The 26,542-nt window shown below is 43.9% G+C and carries 6 protein-coding genes; 1 reads left to right on the top strand and 5 read right to left on the bottom strand.

The window, feature by feature from the left end; genetic code table 11:
- Positions 1-124: 124 nt before the first annotated feature.
- From murB to earP, 4 genes are all read right to left on the bottom strand, one after another.
- Positions 125-1,147: a UDP-N-acetylmuramate dehydrogenase gene (gene murB, locus ADP71_RS03065; RefSeq protein WP_425316054.1), complete on the bottom strand. Its 1,023-nt coding sequence runs from the start codon at positions 1,145-1,147 to the stop codon at positions 125-127.
- Positions 1,134-2,516 (bottom strand): MATE family efflux transporter, encoded by a 1,383-nt coding sequence (locus tag ADP71_RS03060; protein ID WP_171460881.1) that lies wholly within the window; start codon positions 2,514-2,516, stop codon positions 1,134-1,136. The genes murB and ADP71_RS03060 overlap by 14 nt, the downstream gene beginning before the upstream one ends.
- Before the next feature lie 105 nt (positions 2,517-2,621).
- Positions 2,622-3,182, bottom strand: a complete 561-nt coding sequence (gene efp / locus ADP71_RS03055; RefSeq protein ID WP_019958624.1) for an elongation factor P — start codon at positions 3,180-3,182, stop codon at positions 2,622-2,624.
- A gap of 35 nt (positions 3,183-3,217) precedes the next feature.
- Complete coding sequence (gene earP, locus ADP71_RS03050) at positions 3,218-4,405, bottom strand: elongation factor P maturation arginine rhamnosyltransferase EarP (RefSeq protein WP_171460880.1); 1,188 nt, start codon at positions 4,403-4,405, stop codon at positions 3,218-3,220.
- 194 nt (positions 4,406-4,599) lie between these two features.
- On the opposite strand from earP, the gene gyrA reads away from it, so the two are divergent.
- Positions 4,600-7,323: a DNA gyrase subunit A gene (gene gyrA, locus ADP71_RS03045; RefSeq protein ID WP_026353596.1), complete on the top strand. Its 2,724-nt coding sequence runs from the start codon at positions 4,600-4,602 to the stop codon at positions 7,321-7,323.
- Between the two features lie 141 nt (positions 7,324-7,464).
- On the opposite strand, the gene ADP71_RS03040 is transcribed toward gyrA, so the two are convergent.
- A complete protein-coding gene (locus tag ADP71_RS03040) occupies positions 7,465-26,190 on the bottom strand; it encodes a YadA-like family protein (protein WP_171460879.1) in 18,726 nt (6,241 codons plus the stop codon).
- Positions 26,191-26,542 lie beyond the last annotated feature (352 nt).

The following is a 26,542-nucleotide window of genomic DNA, read 5'->3' as shown; positions in this document are numbered from 1 at the left end:
ATCAAGTGTGTGTAATAAAACAACGTCGGTTAAAACGCGACCAACATCCCAATGCACCAAACGCACATTGGGCTTTTTAATCAGAATAAGACACGCACTTTGATTCAAAACTCATGCCTTATTCTCACCAAAAAGTAGGTTCAATGTGTAAATTCACATCAAACTGATCCAACACCTCATTTTGAATTTGTTTGGCCAAATCCAAAATATTTTGGTGTGTTGCCTGTCCTTTATTCACCAAAACCAACGCTTGCTGCTGATGTACTGCTGCACCGCCTTGTTGCAGACCTTTTAAGCCTGCTTGATCAATAAGCCAGCCTGCCGCAATCTTTATCTTGCCTTGTCCTTGCAAGTATTGCGGCATGGATGGATATTGCTGTTTTAATAGTTTCGCTTTTTGTTCTAACAAAATGGGATTGTGAAAAAAACTGCCCACATTGCCCATTATTTTAGGGTCTGGTAATTTACTTTGACGAATCTGACACACTGCATCACTGACAATTTTGGCAGTCATTTGACTGCCTTGCGCCATTGCGATCGAGACTTTTTCCAAGTCACCATAACCCACATTAGGTTTGAATACTTTATTTAATTCTAATATTACCGACCAAATTAAATAACGTCCATGCTCTGCATGTTTAAAAAAACTATCACGATACTGAAATTGGCATTCGGCATTTGAAAACACACGCCATTTTTTTTCATGCGTATCAAAACATTCCACTGAATGAATAATGTCTTTGACCTCTACACCATACGCACCAATATTTTGCACAGGTGCCGAACCGACTTGTCCAGGAATCAAACTCAAATTTTCCAGACCACTATAACCCAAGTCGATACAATGCAATACAAACTGATGCCAAGACTCACCCGCTTGTGCTTGAATCAACACTTTATCATCTGTTTCAGACAAAACCTCAATGCCTTTATTGGCAATATGCAGCACCCATGCATCTATCACAGGTGCCATGATAATATTACTGCCACCACCTAACCACTGATGCTTGATTTGTCCAAACCATTCATGTTCCACCAATTCATACACATCGTTTACGGTAACCAATTCAGTAAAATAACGGGCGCAACTTCCCAAGCCAAAGGTGTTGTACGGCTGCAACTCAAAATTCGATTCAATTTTCATGATGGTATTTGCTCAAAAAACGTTTGCTCACACGAGACAATAAAATGATGAATGCCACTGCTGCTACAGATAAAGATAAAATCAAAGCACTCCAAAAACCATAAATGCCCATATTAAAGCGATAACACAAAACATAACCTAAACACAGTCCCAAGCCCCAAAAAGCAATCAAATGCACAATCATCGGCAAACGGGTGATTTTATAGCCACGCAAAGCACCAGTGGCGATGGTTTGCAAGGCATCAGGGATTTGAAATACCGCATTGAAAACCAATAATGCAGAAGCAATAGCAATGACAGCAGCATCAGTAGTATACAAAGATACAATATGATAGCGGCCTGTAACAATCACCAGTACGGTCATCAACGATGCTATCAAGCCTATACTCAGCCCCACGCCTGCAATATAACGTGCTCGTTGAAAATGACCTCGCCCAATGGCATAGCCAACGCACACACTCAAAGCAGCGCCCAATGATTGGGGAACCATATAAACCATCGTACTGATATTAATCACCACTTGCTGACTGGCCACATATTCCACACCCAAGTTAGCGATTAAAATGGCAATCATGGTGAACAAACTGACTTCAATTAAAAATGACAAGCCAATCGGAATACCCAAAGACACAATGCGTTTGAGTACGGCCACATCTATGCCACCATTTAAACTCAAGCTACCAAACTGCTTAAAATAAGGATGCAAGCTGATGTATAGCCACAAACAAATGGTATTAAATGCAAAGACAAACACAGTCGCCAAAGCACAACCAATCCCACCTAAAGCAGGCAAACCCCATAAGCCATAAATCAACACATAATTCACAGGTACGCTCAAAGCCAAACCAATCAAGCTGATCCACATAATCGGCTTAGGACGGTTTAAACTGCTGGCATACGCATGCAAGCTGCGATACAACAAAGCAAATGGCAAGGCAAATGCTACCCAAAACATAAAATACGCAAACACATGCTTCACATAAGCACTGAGTTCGAAATAACGATTCAAGGGCACAATCAAAGCCCACAACACCAACATACCCAACACACTAAGCAACAAGGCCAGCCACAAACCTTGGCTGCCGACCTTACTGATTTCGCTTGTTTTTTGCGCACCATACAACTGCGATACAATCGGATTTAACGCTGTTAATACACCCATTAAACTGATGTAAATGGTTAAAAACAAACTCGTACCCAACGCTACCGCTGCCAAGTCTTCCGCACCATAACGCCCAGCCATGACCGTATCGACCACGCCCACACCCACTTGAGCAATTTGTGCCACAAACATTGGCCAAGCCAATTGGATGATTTTTTTCGCTTCGCTGCGATAAACACCGCCACTGAAACGATTGAGATCAAATAACATACATTCTTTCAACATGTTTCACATGTACATTCAAATACAAAGCGACGCTGCGGCCTTAAAGACTCACAGCGTCGCTTTGGCACGTAAAAGGCTTAATCAATCACATTAAGCACGTTTACGGAATTCGTGGGTGCGGCTATCGATTTCGATTTTTTCACCATTTTCAACGAATGCAGGCACCGCAATTTCAAAACCACCAACCAAACGAGCAGGTTTCATCACTTTACCAGAGGTATCGCCTTTCACTGCAGGCTCGGTGTATTCTACTTCGCGTACCACAATAGTAGGCAACTCAACAGAAATCGCTTTACCGTTGTAGAAAGTCACTTCACAGATTTCTTCCATGCCGTCTACGATGTAAGGTAATGCATCGCCCATGTTTTCTGCTTCAATTTCGTATTGTTCGAACTCTTGGTCCATGAACACATACATAGGATCGGCAAAATAAGTGTAATTACACTGTTTGCGTTCCAAAATAACCACATCAAATTTTTCGTCAGCTTTGTAAACTGATTCAGTCGCAGCGCCGGTCAACAAGTTTTTCAACTTCATTTTCACCACTGCTGCATTGCGGCCAGATTTGTTGTATTCTGATTTTTGTACTACCATAGGGTCGTTGCCAACCATAAATACATTACCGACACGCAATTCTTGTGCTGTTTTCATAATCTAAATTCCGCATTAAAAAGTTTTAAAACGCGCTATTTTAACTGATGGCGAATGAAGTTGGCTAGCTGTGTCGCTAAACTACCCTTATCCCACAACAATTGCCGCCATTTTTGCAAAAATACTGCTAAATATACTTGATGTTCACACACATATTGCCATGCTTGCGCACGTTCTGACACCGACAAATGCCTCACATCATTGAGCTCATCGGACAATAATTGATGCGATTGCCATACTTTCTGCGCAGCAGCGTCCTGTAATATCTCCGTATCATCAACAAAACGTTGCCAAAATGCCTTGAGCTTGATGTGATGTGCTTGCGCTTCTTGGCGATAAATTTGCCACCAAAACACTTGTCCTTGCCACAGCGCGCGCAACACGCTGTCTTCACCACGCACCACGCACACATCAGCGGCCTGTAACACTTCATCAAACTGCGCTTGTGCCACAAATGGCACCAAACACACAGTGACACGTCCCCAAACCACACTGTCCCCGACTTGCTGCAAAGCTTGTAAAACAGGATATTGGGTTTGCAATTGCGTTAAGACGCTGCCTTTGGCCAACCAAACTGTTAACGATTGTGCGCCATGAGCCCACATTTCAAACCACAACGGCCACATCTCATCGGCATAACCAAACACATACACATGTGTATTGCCTGCAATAGATGGCAAGGCATGTTGTTCACGCAATGCTTGCTTATGCACGCTATCGACAGGCCATTTTTTTGCAAGCAAGTTTTGCTCATACGATACGCCACCAGTTTGCTCGCTAAAACCAGGACAAAAAAAGTATTTCGCCACACCATTGCTTTGCAACGAAGGCAATAAATGGATGCCGTCCACCCAATCTTCAGCCGTCAAATACTCCAAATTGAGCCACACCACTTGTTTTTGCTCAGTCAACCATTGCAATACTGTTTCAGGTACATCACACGCAAACGTTTCAATGACTGCATCCGCAGCAGGCATATTTTGTAACCCTTGCATGCTTTGCGCCTCATTCCAAAAACGCAATAAAACCCCTTCATACTCACAAGGCTGATGACCGACATCAGGCAATAAAGCTTGTACCGCTTGCCAATCATCCACCCACAACACCACCTGCATGTTTTGTTCGCACACCAATTGTTTGGCCAAACGCCAAGACACGCCAATGTCACCAAAATTATCTATCACACGACAAAACAGCCATGCACACAATTTGTTTTTTTTCATAAGTCTCATTATGCCCCAATCCCCATAATGAAGCGACCAAGCATCCTGCCAGCTAATTTTACAGGACGCTTTAAAAAAGCTTACAAATACTTTAAATCGATGATTTTTTAACTCTGAGCCAAATAAAGATAAGCGTCCTGAAATATGGGCTTTGTGCTATACTCACAGGCTCTATAGACCATGTGTTCAGTGTTATGACCGATTCCTTATTTGCCAAAGAAACCATCGCCATTAGCCTCGAAGAGGAAATGCGTCGTTCATATCTTGACTACGCCATGAGCGTGATTGTGGGTCGTGCTTTGCCCGATGTGCGCGACGGCTTAAAGCCCGTCCATCGCCGCGTTTTATACGCCATGCACGAGTTGAACAATGATTGGAATCGTGCTTATAAAAAATCTGCTCGTATCGTCGGCGACGTGATTGGTAAATACCATCCTCATGGTGATACTGCGGTTTACGATACCATCGTGCGCATGGCACAAGATTTTTCGATGCGTTATATGCTGGTCGATGGTCAAGGTAACTTTGGTTCAGTCGATGGCGACAGCGCTGCGGCAATGCGTTACACCGAAATTCGCATGGCCAAAATTGCACACGAATTATTAGCCGATATTGACAAAGAAACGGTTAATTTTGGTTCCAACTACGATGGTTCAGAATCTGAACCTTTGATTTTGCCAGCTCGTGTACCTGCATTATTAGTCAATGGCAGCTCAGGCATTGCTGTAGGCATGGCCACCAACATCCCACCTCACAATTTGAATGAGGTATTAGATGCTTGTATGGCTTTATTGCAAAACCCTGATTTGAGCATTGATGAATTAATCGATTACATTCCAGCGCCAGACTTCCCAACAGGTGCCACTATTTATGGTTTGAGCGGTGTACGTGAAGGCTACCGTACAGGTCGCGGTCGTGTGGTTATGCGTAGTAAAACCCACATCGAAGCCTTACCGAAAGAGCGCGAAGCCATCATCATTGATGAAATCCCTTATCAAGTAAACAAAGCCAAATTGGTCGAAAAAATCGGTGAATTGGTACGTTCAAAAACACTGGAAGGCATTTCTGATTTGCGCGATGAGTCAGACAAATCAGGTATGCGAGTGGTCATTGAGCTCAAGCGTAATGAAAATGCCGAAGTTATTTTGAACCAATTGTACAAAATGACACCATTGCAAGACAGTTTTGGTATCAATATGGTTGCTTTGGTTGATGGTCAACCTCGCTTGCTCAATATCAAACAAATCCTAAGCGAATTTTTACGCCATCGCCGTGAAGTAGTCACACGTCGCACCATGTTTGAATTGAAAAAAGCCCGTGAGCGCGGCCATATTTTGGAAGGTCTAGCGGTAGCTTTATCCAATGTTGATGCCATTATTGCCTTGATCAAGAGCAGCAGTACACCACCCGAAGCCAAGCAAGCCTTATTAGGTCAAGCATGGAAATCTTCTTTGGTCAACGACATGCTCAGCCGTGTTGAAAATTTAGACATGGTGCGTCCTGAAAATGTGGCAGCGCATGTCGGTTTGCATGGTACACAATACCAATTCAGTGAAGCCCAAGCCCAAGCCATTTTAGAAATGCGTTTACAACGCTTAACTGGTTTGGAACAAGACAAAATTTTGGGCGAATACAAAGACATCATGACCACCATTTTGGACTTGATTGATATCTTGGGCAATCCTGAGCGCATCAATCAAATCATTGATGGTGAATTGAGTAGCATTAAAGTGCAATATGGCGATGAGCGTCGCTCTGAAATCAACCCATTTGGTGGCGATATTGCTGATGAAGACTTGATTCCACCACGCGAAATGGTGGTCACCCTGACTCATAGCGGTTATATCAAGACACAACATGTCGATGATTACCAAGCACAAAGACGTGGCGGCCGAGGCAAACAAGCCGCAGCCACCAAAGATGAAGATTTCATTGAATCGTTGTTTGTCGCTAATACCCATGATTATCTAATGTGTTTCACCAATTTTGGGCGCTGTCATTGGATTAAAGTTTATAAATTGCCTGAAGGTGGCCGCAATAGCCGTGGTCGCCCTATCAGCAATGTGATTCAATTGGATGATGGTGAAAAAGTCAGCGCTATCTTGGCTGTTCGTGACTTTCCCGACGACCAATATGTGTTCTTTGCGACGGCTCAAGGTTTGGTTAAAAAAGTACAACTGTCTGCTTTTAAAAACGTCAGTAGCAAAGGTATTAAAGCAATTGCCTTGAAAGACGGAGACAGCTTAGTTGGCGTGGCACAAACCAGTGGTCAAGACGACATCATGTTATTCTCTAATTTAGGCAAAGCCATACGTTTCAACGAATACTGGGAACGCAGTGGTGATAGTGATGAAGCAGAAGATTTAGACAGTGACAATAGCATTGAACATACCGATGGCGACAATGATGCCACTGAAATAAGCAAGCCTGCCAATGGCGTACGTATTTCTAATCGTGGTAGTGGTGGTTTACGTGGTATGCGCTTACCTGCCGAAGGTCGAATTGTCAGCCTGATTACCTTCGCGCCAGAATGTGAGCAAGGCCAATTACAAGTATTAACTGCCACTGCCAATGGCTATGGCAAGCGTACACCTATTGCTCACTACAGCCGCAAAGGCAAAGGTGGTCAAGGCAATATTGCCATCAATACAGGTGAGCGCAATGGTGAGTTGGTCGCTGCCACTTTAACCGACGAAACCGATGATTTGATGTTGATTACCTCTGGTGGCGTGTTGATTCGCACGAAAGTCAATCAAGTACGCGAAACAGGGCGTGCTGCTCAAGGCGTTCGCTTAATTAATTTAGATGAAGGCGAACAATTGGTCAGTTTGACTCGTATTGCAGAAACTGAGGAAGATTTATCAGAAGATGCCATTGAAGCTAACAGTATTGAGACACCTACAACTAATATTGAATAAAAGTTTTATTGATTATCAAAAGCCCACACGATGTGGGCTTTTTTCAGTGATGAATATCCAAGCATATCAATTCGATTTCAATTGTCAGTTGACATCAAAAAAGCCGCTCTTTCGAGCGGCTTTCATTACAACCTAACTACCTCACCACTGATAACCTGCACCAAGCGTACCACCAATGTGACCGCGAGAATTACCACTTGCTGAGGCTTTGACTACCCAGTTACCACCATCTGAAATACTTGAGTAGCCTACTGCATAACCAGTTTCACCTCGGTACACACTACCAGCAACCGCAACCATGCTCTTACCAGGTAAATATGCTTGTGGCAATCCAGCTACAGCCATCGCAGTGGCAGTACCTGCATTAGCATTGTTTTCTACCTGATTAATACGGTTGTTCAGGGTGCTGCCCATTTGTTGCAACTGTCCTACATTGGCAGCATCTGTTGGTGCTGCACCTGCCGCAACATTAGACAATCGTACAGGATCAGTACCATCTGCAGCATCAACCTTACCATCGCCATTTCTATCCACAGTTGCCGGTTTACCCGTCAAGGTTGCGTTATTGCTAACCACGCCGCCATTGCTAACTGTTGGATTGTTACCATCTGAATACTGCACGATACCCGCTGCACCTTTATTCAAATTATTAACAGCTTCATTGGTTGCATACAACTGGCTACCATTGATGGCATCGGTACTGGTTTCACTGATGCGACCTGCTGCAACATTGGTAACAGTACGTTCAGAACCTGCACTACCGACACTGACAGTACCTACTGGAGCAGAGCCTGCAAAATCATAAGTATGATTTTGAATGGTCACACTCTTAGTACCCACTGCCGCAGCCACTGTTGAGCCATTACCTAAGCCCATAGAGCCTTTAAAGCTTGCTCCATTTGCCTGAGTCATATCATCAACATTACGATCAATAACTATATCGTTACCAACTGTAAATGAGTTGTCTGCTGCAATGGTATTGTTGTTACCCAATGCATAAGAGTTATTGCCACTTACGATATTAGGGTCACCAAATGCACCGGAATTATTACCACTAACCACATTACCAGTACCAACACTCAATGCTTGCTTACCACTGGCTATTGAATTGTGACCAATTGCAATTGCACTGCTACCAGTCGCTTGAGCACCAGAACCTATGGCCACAGCATCGGTTGCATCATTGCCAACAAAGCTGTTATGTCCCATAGCCACAGAGCTAGTACCGCCTGCTTGAATAATGGCATTCACACCAATTGCGCTTGAGTTTTTACCACCAGCGCTTGAGTCATTGGTAGGTCCAATCTTGCCTTGTTCGTCAACCTCTGGTACGCCATTAGTATGCATATACTTAATACCACCAGTATTCATTGCATTAATAGTACTTACCAAGTCTTTATGCTCAGTCATATTTTGACCTGACACATCGAATGTAGCACCCAATTTATCCATATCACCAATATCAGTTTTAATCTGATTGATGACAACATTTTGTTGGTTGTTAGTAGATGTTACCAAACTATTCAATTGGCCTAAATTCACCGCCTGATCGTCAGTAACTGCATCAGCAACATTGCTAATGTTTTTACCTGCCATATCAATGCCACCTTGGGTAATGCTTGGTCCATCTTTAATCGTCAAACCACCTTGATTCAAAACAGTACCACCCAAGTCTATTGAATCTACTGTGACATTTTTAGCCAAACCAACAGTGATGTTACCCGCTTGATTGGCAATCACAACATTACCATCGTTATTCGAAAAATCTACTTGCGACCCTGGAGCCACGTTATGAACAGGACCACCGTTAGTTGATACATCCCAACCACGATTCGCTACATTACTAACCGTTGTCAATTGGTCAACATTCACAGCATCCTTACCGTCTTTACCTTCTGCTACATTGGTAATTCTGCCATCAGCAACCAATTTAACACCCTCTTCTCCAAAACTATTTACAAAAGTAAGACTAGGGTTAACACCGCCTGAACCCGCTGTACCTACAATGCTAAAGCCTGGATGTCCTTTACTATCTGCAAACTGAATTGAAGCATCTTGTCCATCTTTGCCATTGAGTACTAAACCTGAGAATTCAGGACGATCTGCCAATTGAATTTGCAAACCATTTTTGGTTACCACTGTTTGGATGTTTTTCGCAGAATAGTCACCCGCAGTTGCATACAAGCTCTTATCTTCAGAAATACCCAATCCAGTCAAGGCACCAATGATGCTCAATGTATCACCCAAGTCTCTGTGAATTACATTGCCATCACTGGCAGTGAAGTTTAAACCATCACTAGTCAAGTTAGCAGACACACCATCCAACTGACTCTTATTCACCGCATCATTTGGACGTGTACCATCTGCCAAGTTAGATATAGTGCCATCATTATTAAAGCTCACACCGTCTTTACCATCTTTACCCACTACGGTTAAGCCTGGCACGCCATCAGCGCCTGGTTTACCCACCAAAGATGCACCTTTGTTGCCACTAGGATCGGTGAATTGAATCGATGCATCTTTACCATCTTTGCCATTCACAACCAAACCTGAGAATTCAGGACGGTCTGAGAAGTTAATGGCAATACCATCTTTACCAACTACTGTTTCCATATTTGAAGAAGTGGTGGTCAAGCCCAAAGTTTCACCCAATTTGCGATGAATCACTGTGCCTGCATCGTCAGTAAAACTCAAACCTGCGTTGGTCAATGCATCTGATACACCATCCAACTGACTCAAATTCACTGCATCTTTCGGACGAGTGCCGTCTGCCAAGTTAGAAATCGTACCATCGTTATTGAAGCTCACACCATCTTTACCATCTTTACCCACTACGGTTAAGCCTGGCAAACCATCTGCACCTGGTTTACCTACTAATGCGGTACCTGGATTGCCACTAGAATCAGTGAATTGAATCTGTGCTGGCTGTCCATCTTGACCATTTACCACCAAGCCTGAGAATTCAGGACGATCTGCAAACTGCAATTGGATGCCTTCACCTGTAGTCACTGTTTGAATATTGCTAGCACTGTATTTACCTGCTGTTGCATCTTTAGAGGTATCAACTGCCAAATTCAAGCCAGTTTCTGAACCAATCACACCCAAAGTTTGACCCAAGTCACGGTGTACCAACGCACCTGAGTTGGCTGTAAAGTTCAAGCCATCTGATGCAATACCATCTAACTGGCCTTTATTCACCGCATCATTCGGACGGAAACCATCCGCCAAGTTAGAAATCGTGCCATCGTTGTTGAAGCTCACACCGTCTTTACCATCTTTACCCACTACGGTTAAGCCTGGCAAGCCATCTGCACCTGGTTTACCCACCAAAGATGCACCTTTGTTGCCACTAGGATCAGTGAATTGGATCGATGCATCTTTACCATCTTTACCATTCACAACCAAACCTGAGAATTCAGGACGGTCTGAGAAGTTAATGGCAATACCATCTTTTCCAACCACGGTTTCCATATTTGGAGAAGTGGTAGTCAAGCCCAAAGTTTCACCCAATTTGCGATGAATCACTGTGCCTGCATCATCAGTGAAGTTCAAACCAGAATTGGTTAATGCATCTGACACGCCATCCAATTGACCTTTGTTCACGGCATCTTTAGGACGAGTACCATCTGTCACATTAGAAATCGTGCCATCGTTGTTGAAGCTCACACCATCTTTACCATCTTTACCTACAACAGTCAAACCTGGCACACCATCAGCGCCTGGTTTACCCACCAAAGATGCACCTTTGTTGCCACTAGGATCGGTGAATTGAATCGATGCATCTTTACCATCTTTGCCATTCACAACCAAACCTGAGAATTCAGGACGGTCTGAGAAGTTAATGGCAATACCATCTTTTCCAACCACGGTTTCCATATTTGGAGAAGTGGTGGTCAAGCCCAAAGTTTCACCCAATTTGCGATGAATCACTGTGCCTGCATCGTCAGTAAAGCTCAAACCTGCATTGGTCAATGCATCTGATACACCAGTCAACTGACTCAAATTCACTGCATCTTTCGGACGCGTGCCATCTGCCAAGTTAGAAATCGTGCCATCGTTATTGAAGCTCACACCGTCTTTACCGTCTTTACCCACTACGGTTAAGCCTGGCAAACCATCTGCACCTGGTTTACCTACTAATGCGGTACCTGGATTGCCACTAGAATCAGTGAATTGAATCTGCGCTGGCTGTCCATCTTGACCATTGACTACTAAGCCTGAGAATTCAGGTCGGTCTGCAAACTGCAATTGGATGCCTTCACCTGTAGTCACTGTTTGAATATTGCTAGCACTGTATTTACCTGCTGTTGCATCTTTAGAGGTATCAACTGCCAAATTCAAGCCAGTTTCTGAACCAATCACACCCAAAGTTTGACCCAAGTCACGGTGTACCAACGCACCTGAGTTGGCTGTAAAGTTCAAGCCATCTGATGCAATACCATCTAACTGGCCTTTATTCACCGCATCATTCGGACGGAAACCATCCGCCAAGTTAGAAATCGTGCCATCGTTGTTGAAGCTCACACCGTCTTTACCATCTTTACCCACTACGGTTAAGCCTGGCAAGCCATCTGCACCTGGTTTACCCACCAAAGATGCACCTTTGTTGCCACTAGGATCAGTGAATTGGATCGATGCATCTTTACCATCTTTACCATTCACAACCAAACCTGAGAATTCAGGACGGTCTGCAAACTGCAATTGGATGCCTTCACCTGTAGTCACTGTTTGAATATTGCTAGCACTGTATTTACCTGCTGTTGCATCTTTAGAGGTATCAACTGCCAAATTCAAGCCAGTTTCTGAACCAATCACACCCAAAGTTTGACCCAAGTCACGGTGTACCAACGCACCTGAGTTGGCTGTAAAGTTCAAGCCATCAGAAGCAATACCATCTAACTGACCTTTATTCACCGCATCATTCGGACGGAAACCATCTGCCAAGTTAGAAATCGTGCCATCGTTATTGAAACTCACACCATCTTTACCGTCTTTACCCACTACGGTTAAGCCTGGCACGCCATCAGCGCCTGGTTTACCCACCAAAGATGCACCTTTGTTGCCACTAGGATCGGTGAATTGAATCGATGCATCTTTACCATCTTTGCCATTCACAACCAAACCTGAGAATTCAGGACGGTCTGAGAAGTTAATGGCAATACCATCTTTTCCAACCACGGTTTCCATATTTGGAGAAGTGGTGGTCAAGCCCAAAGTTTCACCCAATTTGCGATGAATCACTGTGCCTGCATCGTCAGTAAAACTCAAACCTGCGTTGGTCAATGCATCTGATACACCATCCAACTGACTCAAATTCACTGCATCTTTCGGACGAGTGCCGTCTGCCAAGTTAGAAATCGTACCATCGTTATTGAAGCTCACACCATCTTTACCATCTTTACCCACTACGGTTAAGCCTGGCAAACCATCTGCACCTGGTTTACCTACTAATGCGGTACCTGGATTGCCACTAGAATCAGTGAATTGAATCTGTGCTGGCTGTCCATCTTGACCATTTACCACCAAGCCTGAGAATTCAGGACGATCTGCAAACTGCAATTGGATGCCTTCACCTGTAGTCACTGTTTGAATATTGCTAGCACTGTATTTACCTGCTGTTGCATCTTTAGAGGTATCAACTGCCAAATTCAAGCCAGTTTCTGAACCAATCACACCCAAAGTTTGACCCAAGTCACGGTGTACCAACGCACCTGAGTTGGCTGTAAAGTTCAAGCCATCTGATGCAATACCATCTAACTGGCCTTTATTCACCGCATCATTCGGACGGAAACCATCCGCCAAGTTAGAAATCGTGCCATCGTTGTTGAAGCTCACACCGTCTTTACCATCTTTACCCACTACGGTTAAGCCTGGCAAGCCATCTGCACCTGGTTTACCCACCAAAGATGCACCTTTGTTGCCACTAGGATCAGTGAATTGGATCGATGCATCTTTACCATCTTTACCATTCACAACCAAACCTGAGAATTCAGGACGGTCTGCAAACTGCAATTGGATGCCTTCACCTGTAGTCACTGTTTGAATATTGCTAGCACTGTATTTACCTGCTGTTGCATCTTTAGAGGTATCAACTGCCAAATTCAAGCCAGTTTCTGAACCAATCACACCCAAAGTTTGACCCAAGTCACGGTGTACCAACGCACCTGAGTTGGCTGTAAAGTTCAAGCCATCAGAAGCAATACCATCTAACTGACCTTTATTCACCGCATCATTCGGACGGAAACCATCTGCCAAGTTAGAAATCGTGCCATCGTTATTGAAACTCACACCATCTTTACCGTCTTTACCCACTACGGTTAAGCCTGGCACGCCATCAGCGCCTGGTTTACCCACCAAAGATGCACCTTTGTTGCCACTAGGATCGGTAAATTGAATCGATGCATCTTTACCATCTTTACCATTCACAACCAAACCTGAGAATTCAGGACGGTCTGAGAAGTTAATGGCAATACCATCTTTTCCAACCACGGTTTCCATATTCACTGAAGTGGTGGTCAAGCCCAAAGTTTCACCCAATTTGCGATGAATCACTGTGCCTGCATCATCAGTGAAGTTCAAACCAGAATTGGTTAATGCATCTGACACACCATCCAATTGACCTTTGTTCACTGCATCTTTAGGACGAGTACCATCTGTCACATTAGAAATCGTGCCATCGTTGTTGAAGCTCACACCGTCTTTGCCATCTTTACCCACTACAGTTAAGCCTGGCAAACCATCTGCACCTGGTTTCCCTACTAATGCAGCACCCTTATTACCACTAGGGTCGGTAAATTGGATCGATGCATCTTTACCATCTTTACCATTCACAACCAAACCTGAGAATTCAGGACGGTCTGAGAAGTTAATGGCAATACCATCTTTTCCAACCACGGTTTCCATATTCACTGAAGTGGTGGTCAAGCCCAAAGTTTCACCCAATTTGCGATGAATCACTGTGCCTGCATCATCAGTGAAGTTCAAACCTGCATTGGTCAATGCATCTGATACACCAGTCAACTGACTCAAATTCACTGCATCTTTCGGACGCGTGCCATCTGCCAAGTTAGAAATCGTGCCATCGTTATTGAAGCTCACACCGTCTTTACCGTCTTTACCCACTACGGTTAAGCCTGGTAAGCCATCAGCACCTGGTTTACCTACTAATGCAGTACCTGGATTGCCACTAGAATCAGTGAATTGAATCTGCGCTGGCTGTCCATCTTGACCATTTACTACCAAGCCTGAGAATTCAGGACGATCTGCAAACTGCAATTGGATGCCTTCACCTGTAGTCACTGTTTGAATATTGCTAGCACTGTATTTACCTGCTGTTGCATCTTTAGAGGTATCAACTGCCAAATTCAAGCCAGTTTCTGAACCAATCACACCCAAAGTTTGACCCAAATCACGGTGTACCAATGCACCTGAGTTGGCTGTAAAGTTTAAGCCATCAGAAGCAATACCATCCAACTGGCCTTTATTCACCGCATCTTTCGGACGCGTGCCGTCTGCCAAGTTAGAAATCGTGCCATCGTTGTTAAAGCTCACACCGTCTTTACCGTCTTTACCCACTACAGTTAAGCCTGGCAAGCCATCAGCTCCTGGTTTACCCACCAAAGAGGCACCTTTGTTACCACTAGGATCGGTAAATTGAATCGATGCATCTTTACCATCTTTGCCATTCACAACCAAACCTGAGAATTCAGGACGGTCTGAGAAGTTAATCGCAATGCCATCTTTTCCAACCACGGTTTCCATATTCACTGAAGTGGTGGTCAAGCCCAAAGTTTCACCCAATTTGCGATGAATCACTGTGCCTGCATCATCAGTGAAGTTCAAACCAGAATTGGTTAATGCATCTGACACACCATCCAATTGACCTTTGTTCACTGCATCTTTAGGACGAGTACCATCTGTCACATTAGAAATCGTGCCATCGTTGTTGAAGCTCACACCGTCTTTGCCATCTTTACCTACAACAGTCAAACCTGGCACACCATCAGCTCCTTGTTTACCCACCAAAGAGGCACCTTTGTTACCACTAGGATCGGTAAATTGAATCGATGCATCTTTACCATCTTTGCCATTCACAACCAAACCTGAGAATTCAGGACGATCTGCAAACTGCATCTGAATACCATTACCTGTGGTCACTGTTTGAATATTGCTTGAGTTGTATTTACCCGCTGTTGCATTTTTAGAGGTGTCCACTGCCAAATTCAAGCCAGTTTCTGAACCAATCACACCCAAAGTTTGACCCAAATCACGGTGTACCAATGCACCTGAGTTGGCTGTAAAGTTCAAGCCATCAGAAGCAATACCATCTAACTGGCCTTTATTCACAGCATCTTTCGGACGTGTGCCGTCTGCCAAGTTAGAAATCGTGCCATCGTTATTGAAACTCACACCATCTTTACCGTCTTTACCCACTACGGTTAAGCCTGGCACGCCATCAGCGCCTGGTTTACCCACCAAAGATGCACCTTTGTTGCCACTAGGATCGGTAAATTGAATCGATGCATCTTTACCATCTTTACCATTCACAACCAAACCTGAGAATTCAGGACGGTCTGAGAAGTTAATGGCAATACCATCTTTTCCAACCACGGTTTCCATATTCACTGAAGTGGTGGTCAAGCCCAAAGTTTCACCCAATTTGCGATGAATCACTGTGCCTGCATCATCAGTGAAGTTCAAACCAGAATTGGTTAATGCATCTGACACACCATCCAATTGACCTTTGTTCACTGCATCTTTAGGACGAGTACCATCTGTCACATTAGAAATCGTGCCATCGTTGTTGAAGCTCACACCGTCTTTGCCATCTTTACCTACAACAGTCAAACCTGGCACACCATCAGCTCCTTGTTTACCCACCAAAGAGGCACCTTTGTTACCACTAGGATCGGTAAATTGAATCGATGCATCTTTACCATCTTTGCCATTCACAACCAAACCTGAGAATTCAGGACGATCTGCAAACTGCATCTGAATACCATTACCTGTGGTCACTGTTTGAATATTGCTTGAGTTGTATTTACCCGCTGTTGCATTTTTAGAGGTATCCACTGCTAAACTCAAGCCAGTTTCTGAGCCAATCACACCCAAAGTTTGACCCAAATCACGATGTACCAATGCACCAGAGTTTGCAGTGAAATCCAAACCTGCTGATGCGATATCATCCAATTGACCTTTATTCACTGCATCTTTCGGACGAGTACCATCTGTCACATTAGAAATCGTGCCATCGTTGTTGAAGCTCACACCGTCTTTGCCGTCTTTACCTACAACAGTCAAACCTGGCACACCATCAGCTCCTTGTTTACCCACCAAAGAGGCACCTTTGTTACCACTAGGATCGGTAAATTGAATCGATGCATCTTTACCGTCTTTACCATTCACAACCAAACCTGAGAATTCAGGACGGTCTGCAAACTGAACTTGAAGACCATTGCTTGTGGTCACTGTTTGAACATTGCTTGAGTTGTATTTACCCGCTGTTGCATTTTTAGAGGTATCCACTGCTAAACTCAAGCCAGTTTCTGAGCCAATCACACCTAAAGTCTGACCCAAATCACGATGTACCAATGCACCAGAGTTTGCAGTGAAATCCAAACCTGCTGAAGCGATATCATCCAATTGACCTTTATTCACTGCATCATTTGGACGAGTACCATCTGTCACATTAGAAATCGTGCCATCGTTATTGAAGCTCACACCGTCTTTACCGTCTTTACCCACTACAGTTAAGCCTGGCAAGCCATCAGCTCCTGGTTTACCCACCAAAGAGGCACCTTTGTTACCACTAGGATCGGTAAATTGAATCGATGCATCTTTACCATCTTTGCCATTCACAACCAAACCTGAGAATTCAGGACGGTCTGAGAAGTTAATCGCAATGCCATCTTTTCCAACCACGGTTTTCATATTCACTGAAGTGGTGGTCAAGCCCAAGGTTTCACCCAATTTACGATGAATCACAGTGCCTGCATCATCAGTAAAACTCAAACCTGAATTAGTCAAACCATCAGCAATATCATCCAATTGACCTTTGTTTACAGCATCATTCGGACGAGTACCATCTGTCACATTAGAAATCGTGCCATCGTTGTTGAAGCTCACACCATCTTTGCCATCTTTACCCACAACAGTCAAACCTGGTGCACCATCAGCTCCTGGTTTACCCACCAAAGAGGTACCTTTGTTACCACTAGAATCGGTAAATTGAATCGATGCATCTTTACCATCTTTGCCATTCACAACCAAACCTGAGAATTCAGGACGATCTGCAAACTGCACCTGAATACCATTACCTGTGGTTACAGTTTGAATATTGCTTGAGTTGTATTTACTGGCCGTTGCATTTTTAGAGGTGTCCACTGCCAAATTCAAGCCAGTTTCTGAGCCAATCACACCCAAAGTTTGACCCAAGTCGCGGTGTACCAATGCACCAGAGTTTGCAGTGAAATCCAAGCCAGCTGATGCGATATCATCCAACTGTCCTTTATTAACGACATCACCTGGATTTTTACCATCGGTCACATTCGAAATCGTGCCATCTGGATTGAAAGAAATACCATCTTTACCATTGGCACCCGTCATGCCTTGAATACCAATGCCATCTTTGCCATTGACGCCCAAACCTGTGATGGACAAGCCATCTTTACCAAATTGCACTGATGCATCTTTACCATCTTTGCCATCCAAAACCACACCTGACAAAGTTGGACGATCTGCAAATTGAACTTGAACGCGGCCTGTATTTGGATCGGTCACAGTTTGCAAATTACGGCTGTAGTATTCGCCAGTCGTAGAACCTGCAGCTGCGTTGTCAAATGCCTTATTCAAGTTTTGGGCAGAGCCAATAATACTCAAAGTCTGACCCAAATTACGGTGTACCAAACCACCAGCATTGCCTAAGAAATCCAAACCACCGCTAGCCAATTTGTCAATTTGGTCTTTCGTCGCCACATCACCTGGATTTTTACCATCGGTCACATTCGAAATCGTGCCATCTGGATTGAAAGAAATACCATCTTTACCATTGGCACCCGTCATGCCTTGAATACCAATGCCATCTTTGCCATTGACGCCCAAACCTGTGATGGACAAGCCATCTTTACCAAATTGCACTGATGCATCTTTACCATCTTTGCCATCCAATACCACACCTGACAAAGTTGGACGATCTGCAAATTGAACTTGAACGCGGCCTGTATTTGGATCGGTCACAGTTTGCAAATTACGGCTGTAGTATTCGCCAGTCGTAGAACCTGCAGCTGCGTTGTCAAATGCCTTATTCAAGTTTTGGGCAGAGCCAATAATACTCAAAGTCTGACCCAAATTACGGTGTACCAAACCACCAGCATTGCCTAAGAAATCCAAACCACCGCTAGCCAATTTGTCAATTTGGTCTTTCGTCGCCACATCACCTGGATTTTTACCATCGGTCACATTCGAAATCGTGCCATCTGGATTGAAAGAAATACCATCTTTACCATTGGCACCCGTCATGCCTTGAATACCAATGCCATCTTTGCCATTGACGCCCAAACCTGTGATGGACAAGCCATCTTTACCAAATTGCACTGATGCATCTTTACCATCTTTGCCATCCAATACCACACCTGACAAAGTTGGACGATCTGCAAATTGAACTTGAACGCGGCCTGTATTTGGATCGGTCACAGTTTGCAAATTACGGCTGTAGTATTCGCCAGTCGTAGAACCTGCAGCTGCGTTGTCAAATGCCTTATTCAAGTTTTGGGCAGAGCCAATAATACTCAAAGTCTGACCCAAATTACGGTGTACCAAACCACCAGCATTGCCTAAGAAATCCAAACCACCGCTAGCCAATTTGTCAATTTGGTCTTTCGTCGCCACATCACCTGGATTTTTACCATCGGTCACATTCGAAATCGTGCCATCTGGATTGAAAGAAATACCATCTTTACCATTGGCACCCGTCATGCCTTGAATACCAATGCCATCTTTGCCATTGACGCCCAAACCTGTGATGGACAAGCCATCTTTACCAAATTGCACTGATGCATCTTTACCATCTTTGCCATCCAAAACCACACCTGACAAAGTTGGACGATCTGCAAATTGAACTTGAACGCGGCCTGTATTTGGATCGGTCACAGTTTGCAAATTACGGCTGTAGTATTCGCCAGTCGTAGAACCTGCAGCTGCGTTGTCAAATGCCTTATTCAAGTTTTGGGCAGAGCCAATAATACTCAAAGTCTGACCCAAATTACGGTGTACCAAACCACCAGCATTGCCTAAGAAATCCAAACCACCGCTAGCCAATTTGTCAATTTGGTCTTTCGTCGCCACATCACCTGGATTTTTACCATCGGTCACATTCGAAATCGTGCCATCTGGATTGAAAGAAATACCATCTTTACCATTGGCACCCGTCATGCCTTGAATACCAATGCCATCTTTGCCATTGACGCCCAAACCTGTGATGGACAAGCCATCTTTACCAAACTGTACGGATGCATCTTTACCATCTTTGCCATCCAAAACCACACCTGACAAAGTTGGACGATCTGCAAATTGAACTTGAACGCGGCCTGTATTTGGATCGGTCACAGTTTGCAAATTACGGCTGTAGTATTCGCCAGTCGTAGAACCTGCAGCTGCGTTGTCAAATGCCTTATTCAAGTTTTGGGCAGAGCCAATAATACTCAAAGTCTGACCCAAATTACGGTGTACCAAACCACCAGCATTGCCTAAGAAATCCAAACCACCGCTAGCCAATTTGTCAATTTGGTCTTTCGTCGCCACATCACCTGGATTTTTACCATCGGTCACATTCGAAATCGTGCCATCTGGATTGAAAGAAATACCATCTTTACCATTGGCACCCGTCATGCCTTGAATACCAATGCCATCTTTGCCATTGACGCCCAAACCTGTGATGGACAAGCCATCTTTACCAAATTGCACTGATGCATCTTTACCATCTTTGCCATCCAATACCACACCTGACAAAGTTGGACGATCTGCAAATTGAACTTGAACGCGGCCTGTATTTGGATCGGTCACAGTTTGCAAATTACGGCTGTAGTATTCGCCAGTCGTAGAACCTGCAGCTGCGTTGTCAAATGCCTTATTCAAGTTTTGGGCAGAGCCAATAATACTCAAAGTCTGACCCAAATTACGGTGTACCAAACCACCAGCATTGCCTAAGAAATCCAAACCACCGCTAGCCAATTTGTCAATTTGGTCTTTCGTCGCCACATCACCTGGATTTTTACCATCGGTCACATTCGAAATCGTGCCATCTGGATTGAAAGAAATACCATCTTTACCATTGGCACCCGTCATGCCTTGAATACCAATGCCATCTTTGCCATTGACGCCCAAACCTGTGATGGACAAGCCATCTTTACCAAACTGTACGGATGCATCTTTACCATCTTTGCCATCCAAAACCACACCTGACAAAGTTGGACGATCTGCAAATTGAACTTGAACGCGGCCTGTATTTGGATCGGTCACAGTTTGCAAATTACGGCTGTAGTATTCGCCAGTCGTAGAACCTGCAGCTGCGTTGTCAAATGCCTTATTCAAGTTTTGGGCAGAGCCAATAATACTCAAAGTCTGACCCAAATTACGGTGTACCAAACCACCAGCATTGCCTAAGAAATCCAAACCACCGCTAGCCAATTTGTCAATTTGGTCTTTCGTCGCCACATCACCTGGATTTTTACCATCGGTCACATTCGAAATCGTGCCATCTGGATTGAAAGAAATACCATCTTTACCATTGGCACCCGTCATGCCTTGAATACCAATGCCATCTTTGCCATTGACGCCCAAACCTGTGATGGACAAGCCATCTTTACCAAACTGTACGGATGCATCTTTACCATCTTTGCCATCCAAAACCACACCTGACAAAGTTGGACGGTCTGCAAATTGAACTTGAACGCGGCCTGTATTTGGATCGGTCACGGTTTGCAAGTTACGGCTATAATATGCACCAGTCGTAGAACCTGTAGTAGCAGTATCAAAAGTCTTATTCAAACTCTGAGCAGAACCAATGATGTTTAAGGTTTCACCCAAGTTACGATGAACAGTTCCACCTGCATTGCCCGTAAAATTCAGACCAAGTGCTTTGGTGTCGTCCAATTGTTTGTTGGTAACCAAACCGTCAGGATCCGTATTTTGTACGACATTGGTAATCGTGCCATCTTGATTAAAGGTAATGCCATCTTTGCCATTGGCACCCACAATGGTAATACCATCTTTACCATCAACACCCACACCCTTCAAAGACAAACCATCTTTACCAAATTGAATCGAAGCATCCTTACCATCTTTGCCATCCAAAACCACACCTGACAAAGTTGGACGGTCTGCAAATTGAACTTGAACGCGGCCTGTAATTGGATCGGTCACAGTTTGCAAGTTACGACTATAATATGCACCAGTCGTAGAACCTGTAGTGGCAGTATCAAAAGTCTTATTCAAACCCTGAGCAGAACCAATGATGTTTAAGGTTTCACCCAAGTTACGATGAACGGTTCCACCTGCATTGCCCGTAAAATTCAGACCAAGTGCTTTGGTATCGTCCAATTGTTTATTGGTAACCAAACCATCAGGACCTGTACTTTGTACGACATTGGTAATCGTGCCATCTTTATTAAAGGTGATACCATCTTTACCATTAGCACCCACAATGGTAATACCATCTTTACCATCAACACCAACACCTTTCAAAGACAAACCATCTTTACCAAATTGAATCGAAGCGTCTTTACCGTCTTTACCATCCAAAACCACACCTGAGAATGTCGGGCGATCAGCCAATAACATTTGCAACGTTGTGTCACCAGTCAATGAATTGACAACTGTGACTGTCTGCAAGTTACGAGCATAGTAAGAGCCAGCAGTCGTTTCTTTGGTCGCATCACTGCTCTTATTCAAAGTTTGAGCCGAACCGATAATACTTAAAGTTTGACCCAAATCACGGTGTAAAGTAGGACCTGTATTACCAGTGAAATTCAATCCCAATGCTTTATTGGCTGCCACTTTATCATCTACTGATTTGTTAGTTGCCAAACCATCAGGAGTTGTGCTTTGAACCACATTGGTAATGGTACCGTCTTTATTAAAGGTAATACCATCTTTACCATTCGCACCAACAATGGTAATACCATCTTTACCATCAACACCAACACCCTTCAAAGACAAACCATCTTTACCAAACTGTATTCCAGCATCTTGGCCATCTTTACCATCTAATACCACACCTGAAAGTGTTGGGCGATCTGCAAATTGGATTTGAATACGTCCTGTAGTTGGATCAGAAACGGTTTGTGTATTGCGAGCTGAATATTGACCAGCCGTTGCAGCCACTGATGTAGGTTCAATTGTTAACGCTTTGTTATTCAAAGAACCTACGATATTCAAAGTTTGGCCCAAATCACGGTTCACAGTACCACCTGAGTTGGCTGTGAAATTCAAACCTTGATCAGCAAAAGCAGCCACCACATATAATTGAGAGCCATTAATGGCATCGGTGCTGGTTGCAGTTACACGGCCTGCAGCAACGTTGGTGACTGTTCGTTCAGAACCTGCTTTACCTACACTTACTGTACCCGTTGGAGTAGTACCTGCCACATTAAATGTAGTATTACCCAATGTTGTTGAGGCAGTACCAACCGCAGCAGAAGTCGTTGCACCATTACCCAATGCAACACTATTGGCTACACTTGCGACTGCGCCACTACCTATGGCAATTGCATTGTTAGCAGTTACCTCACTAGTATTGCCTAACGCGATAGAATTGGTAGAGGCTGAATGTGCAGCAGAACCAATAGCAACTGAATTACCGCCCTCTGAATTAGAATTGGTACCATATGCTGCAGAAGAACTTCCTACTGCCGTAGCTCCCACACCAACTGCCGCTGCGTTGAGTCCACTTGATGCTGCATTACGACCCACAGCAATACTAGAATTACCCGTTGTTGTAGCTTTAGTACCAATTGCAATAGTATGGTTAACAGCACCGGCATTAGTCATAGTACCCAAAGCAATCTGACCATCTGTGCCTGTGGTTGCTTTGTAACCAATTGCAACTTGCGCGCCACTAAAACCTTCGGTTGGCTGAGTAGAAATTCCAGTTTTCGCTTCTGTACCTATAGCAATATCATTAGAAAGTTCGGTTGAACTGTTATTACCAATAATATAACTGCTACTTCCTTTGGCAGTATTGTTATTACCCAGCACATGAGTTGAGTTACCTGATATCGTATTATTATTACCAAGAGCATACGAATTGTTACCACTGATTACATTTGGGTCACCAAAAGCACCAGAATTATTACCTGTGACTTGGTTTTTATAACCAACCGCAATGGATTGATTGCCAGATGCGGCACTGCCAACACCAATGGCAATAGAGTCTGGACCTGATGCGTTAGATTGGTAACCCATGGCAATAGCATATCTGTCTATTGCTTTAGAGCTGTCACCAACAGCAACAGAATATATTCCAGAAGCAGTAGATTGAGAGCCAAGTGCCATGGCACTCAAAGCAGAAGCATTAGATTGGTAACCAAACGCCGCAGCCTTACTACCAGCAGAAGCAGCACTGTGGCCCACAGCAATCGCATTTGCAGCACTGGTATTAGCACCACTACCAATCGTCACTTGATGCTGAGCAGATATTGCACCAAAAGAAGCCGCATTAGGACCAATAGTGACAGAGTAACCTGCAGAAGTATTGGCACCATAACCGATATTAACAACTGCATCACCTTTATAAGTTGAAGCATCATGACCAATGGTAATGGAATTCACAGCATCGTTGTTAGAACTCTTGGCACCAATAATAATACCCTGACTACCATCTCCAACTGAGCTAGCGCCATCACCAATGACAACCGTACTATCCGCCACACCATTGCTGACTGCGTTGGTACCTATCACAATAGAATTAGCTCGTGATGCCAAAGCATTGTGGCCCATTGCAGTTGCATTAGCGCCCGATGCTTTACTTTGTGTACCAATAGCCACGCCATATTGACTGGTTACCTGTGAATTGACACCCATTGCAATACTGGCTCGACTAGCATCAGTCGTATTAGCACGATAACCAATCGCAATCGAACCACCTTCGGCATCATAAGCACCGCGATCAGCTGAAGCTTCCTTACCTAATGCGACACTGTAAGCATAGCTGTTGCTATTTGCACCTATGGCAATAACAAATTGTTCCGCAGCACCATAATATTCTGATCTGGCATTGTCACCAATGACAATAGCACCTACATTCTGAGCATTTACAATAGATGCCTTATGTCCTAATGCAATCGAATTGGCAGCTGGATTTTTGGAGTTAGAGCCTATCGCAATACTGGCCGACCCACTTGTAGAAGATGCAGTACCCAATGCCAATCCATTCTCAGCACTGGTCGCTGAATCTCGACCAATAGCAATACCATTTGAAGCCCCGGTTACTTTAGTAGCAGCACCTATTGCAATAGCATTTGCCGAGTCCGTCACTTCAGCACGGCTACCAAATGCAGCTGCATAACCACTGTTCGTTACTTTATGGCGGTCACCCACAGCCGTACCACCATCACTCCCTACAACATGAGTTTGATTACCAATGGCAGTTCCTAAAAAAGAATTTTGCAATTTGGTCTCACGACCCACTGCGGTTCCTCCTTGAGAAGCGAAATCCACATTAGAATAGCTACCCATTGCAATACTGTTGATACCAATATTATTCACACCTGTACCAATGGCAATCACCCTTTGACCATTAAGCCGTGTTTGAGTACCGATGGCGATACTGTCATGGGAATCAGTGCCACTGCCAACAGTCATACCTGACTCATTGCCAATCACCACCATGCGGGTGCCACCAACATTGACTTCATTACCAATAGCAATAGTGCCAAACTCTTTACTTGTAGCTTCGGCGCTAGAAGTTAAAAGAGTGGATGTACTGGTAATGTTGTTACCAATCACCACATCATTTTGGTTACCCGCAATAGTATTGGTACCCACCGCCACCGAATTGGTATTTTGGGCTCTAGCGTTTTGTCCTAATGCGATACTGGAAGCACCATTTGCACTACCCAATGAACCAATAGCAACAGAATTGGCAGCCGCAGCAGTAAGATTTACACCAATAGCAATAGAATTTGTATTGTTATTTCCAGAATTTGATAAAGTGGTACCAGTACCGATGCGAATACTATTGTTACCATCACCATTCGTACCGCGATTACCCAAACCAAGAACGCCTGAGTTCACATCCAAACGACCGCCCAATGTCAAACTAGTTGCACCCATTTGCCCATCACTTGGAGTCGTCGCCCAATTGTTGGCATAAAATAAAGTACGGTTGGTTTGTGTATCACGATTTTGAGCTCCAGTACCTCCATTATATTGACATGGATTTATAGTAGCACTACCAAAAATAGTCGAAGATGTACCTGTACCAAGTATATGTCCCCCTTTACCGTCTGATACTCGCCCGTCAGAGTAAATATCCGTAACACTTTTACCACCCCCATTGATTGCATTGAAACCGCCTGTTTGACCATCATCATACAAATTGATACAGCTTGAATCATTGCCATCGTTAATAAAAATGGTGTTAGCAGCTTCTGCCTGTTCTGGCATCACTGTAAATATGGACATCACTGCCAGTGGAATAGTCAAGAGCTTTGCGTTATCAACGCCTAAAGCCCGAAGTTTATCCACCATCACCCCTGTCTCATTGATTTGTACTGTACTGGAGGTTTTTTTCCCTCTAGAAGATTCAATCTCTGCGACGGCAACATAGGTTCCCGTTGTTTCGTTGTAGACAACTTTATATGCCTTGTTCATGGTACATTCCTTCTCTATCAAGACGGGTCATCAAACCCATTTTTGGTGCAATATCAGATTTACGTTCATATAAAAAATGTAAATTTTTTATGGCTTTGTATATGACTCAAAAAATACGCTTTGTTCCAAAAGACTCTTTCTCTTTTAGAACAAGATTCAAAGAAACAAAACTATATCAACGAATTACGTCGCTTCAATAAACCATTTTTTTTGCAATTGGTTCCTTTTTTTCATTAAAAAAGGCTTACAAAGGCTTACTTTTTTTGCGTTAAATCAAGATGGTTTTTAAATTTTTATGATTGAAAAAATGCTGACACGAAAAAAGAGACTGTCCATTGGCAATAAATGAACT

Source organism: Vitreoscilla sp. C1 (assembly GCF_002951955.2).
GTDB classification, from domain to species: Bacteria; Pseudomonadota; Gammaproteobacteria; order Burkholderiales; family Neisseriaceae; genus Vitreoscilla; species Vitreoscilla stercoraria.
The sequence above is the reverse complement of the archived record's forward strand: the minus strand, read 5'-3'. Positions and strand labels throughout refer to the sequence as shown.

Coding starts and splice junctions, on each gene's coding strand:
- ADP71_RS03040 (WP_171460879.1), bottom strand. CDS start 26,190: ATGAACAAGGCATATAAAGTTGTCTACAACGAAACAACGGGAACCTAT.
- ADP71_RS03060 (WP_171460881.1), bottom strand. CDS start 2,516: ATGTTATTTGATCTCAATCGTTTCAGTGGCGGTGTTTATCGCAGCGAA.
- gyrA (WP_026353596.1), top strand. CDS start 4,600: ATGACCGATTCCTTATTTGCCAAAGAAACCATCGCCATTAGCCTCGAA.
- earP (WP_171460880.1), bottom strand. CDS start 4,405: ATGAAAAAAAACAAATTGTGTGCATGGCTGTTTTGTCGTGTGATAGAT.
- efp (WP_019958624.1), bottom strand. CDS start 3,182: ATGAAAACAGCACAAGAATTGCGTGTCGGTAATGTATTTATGGTTGGC.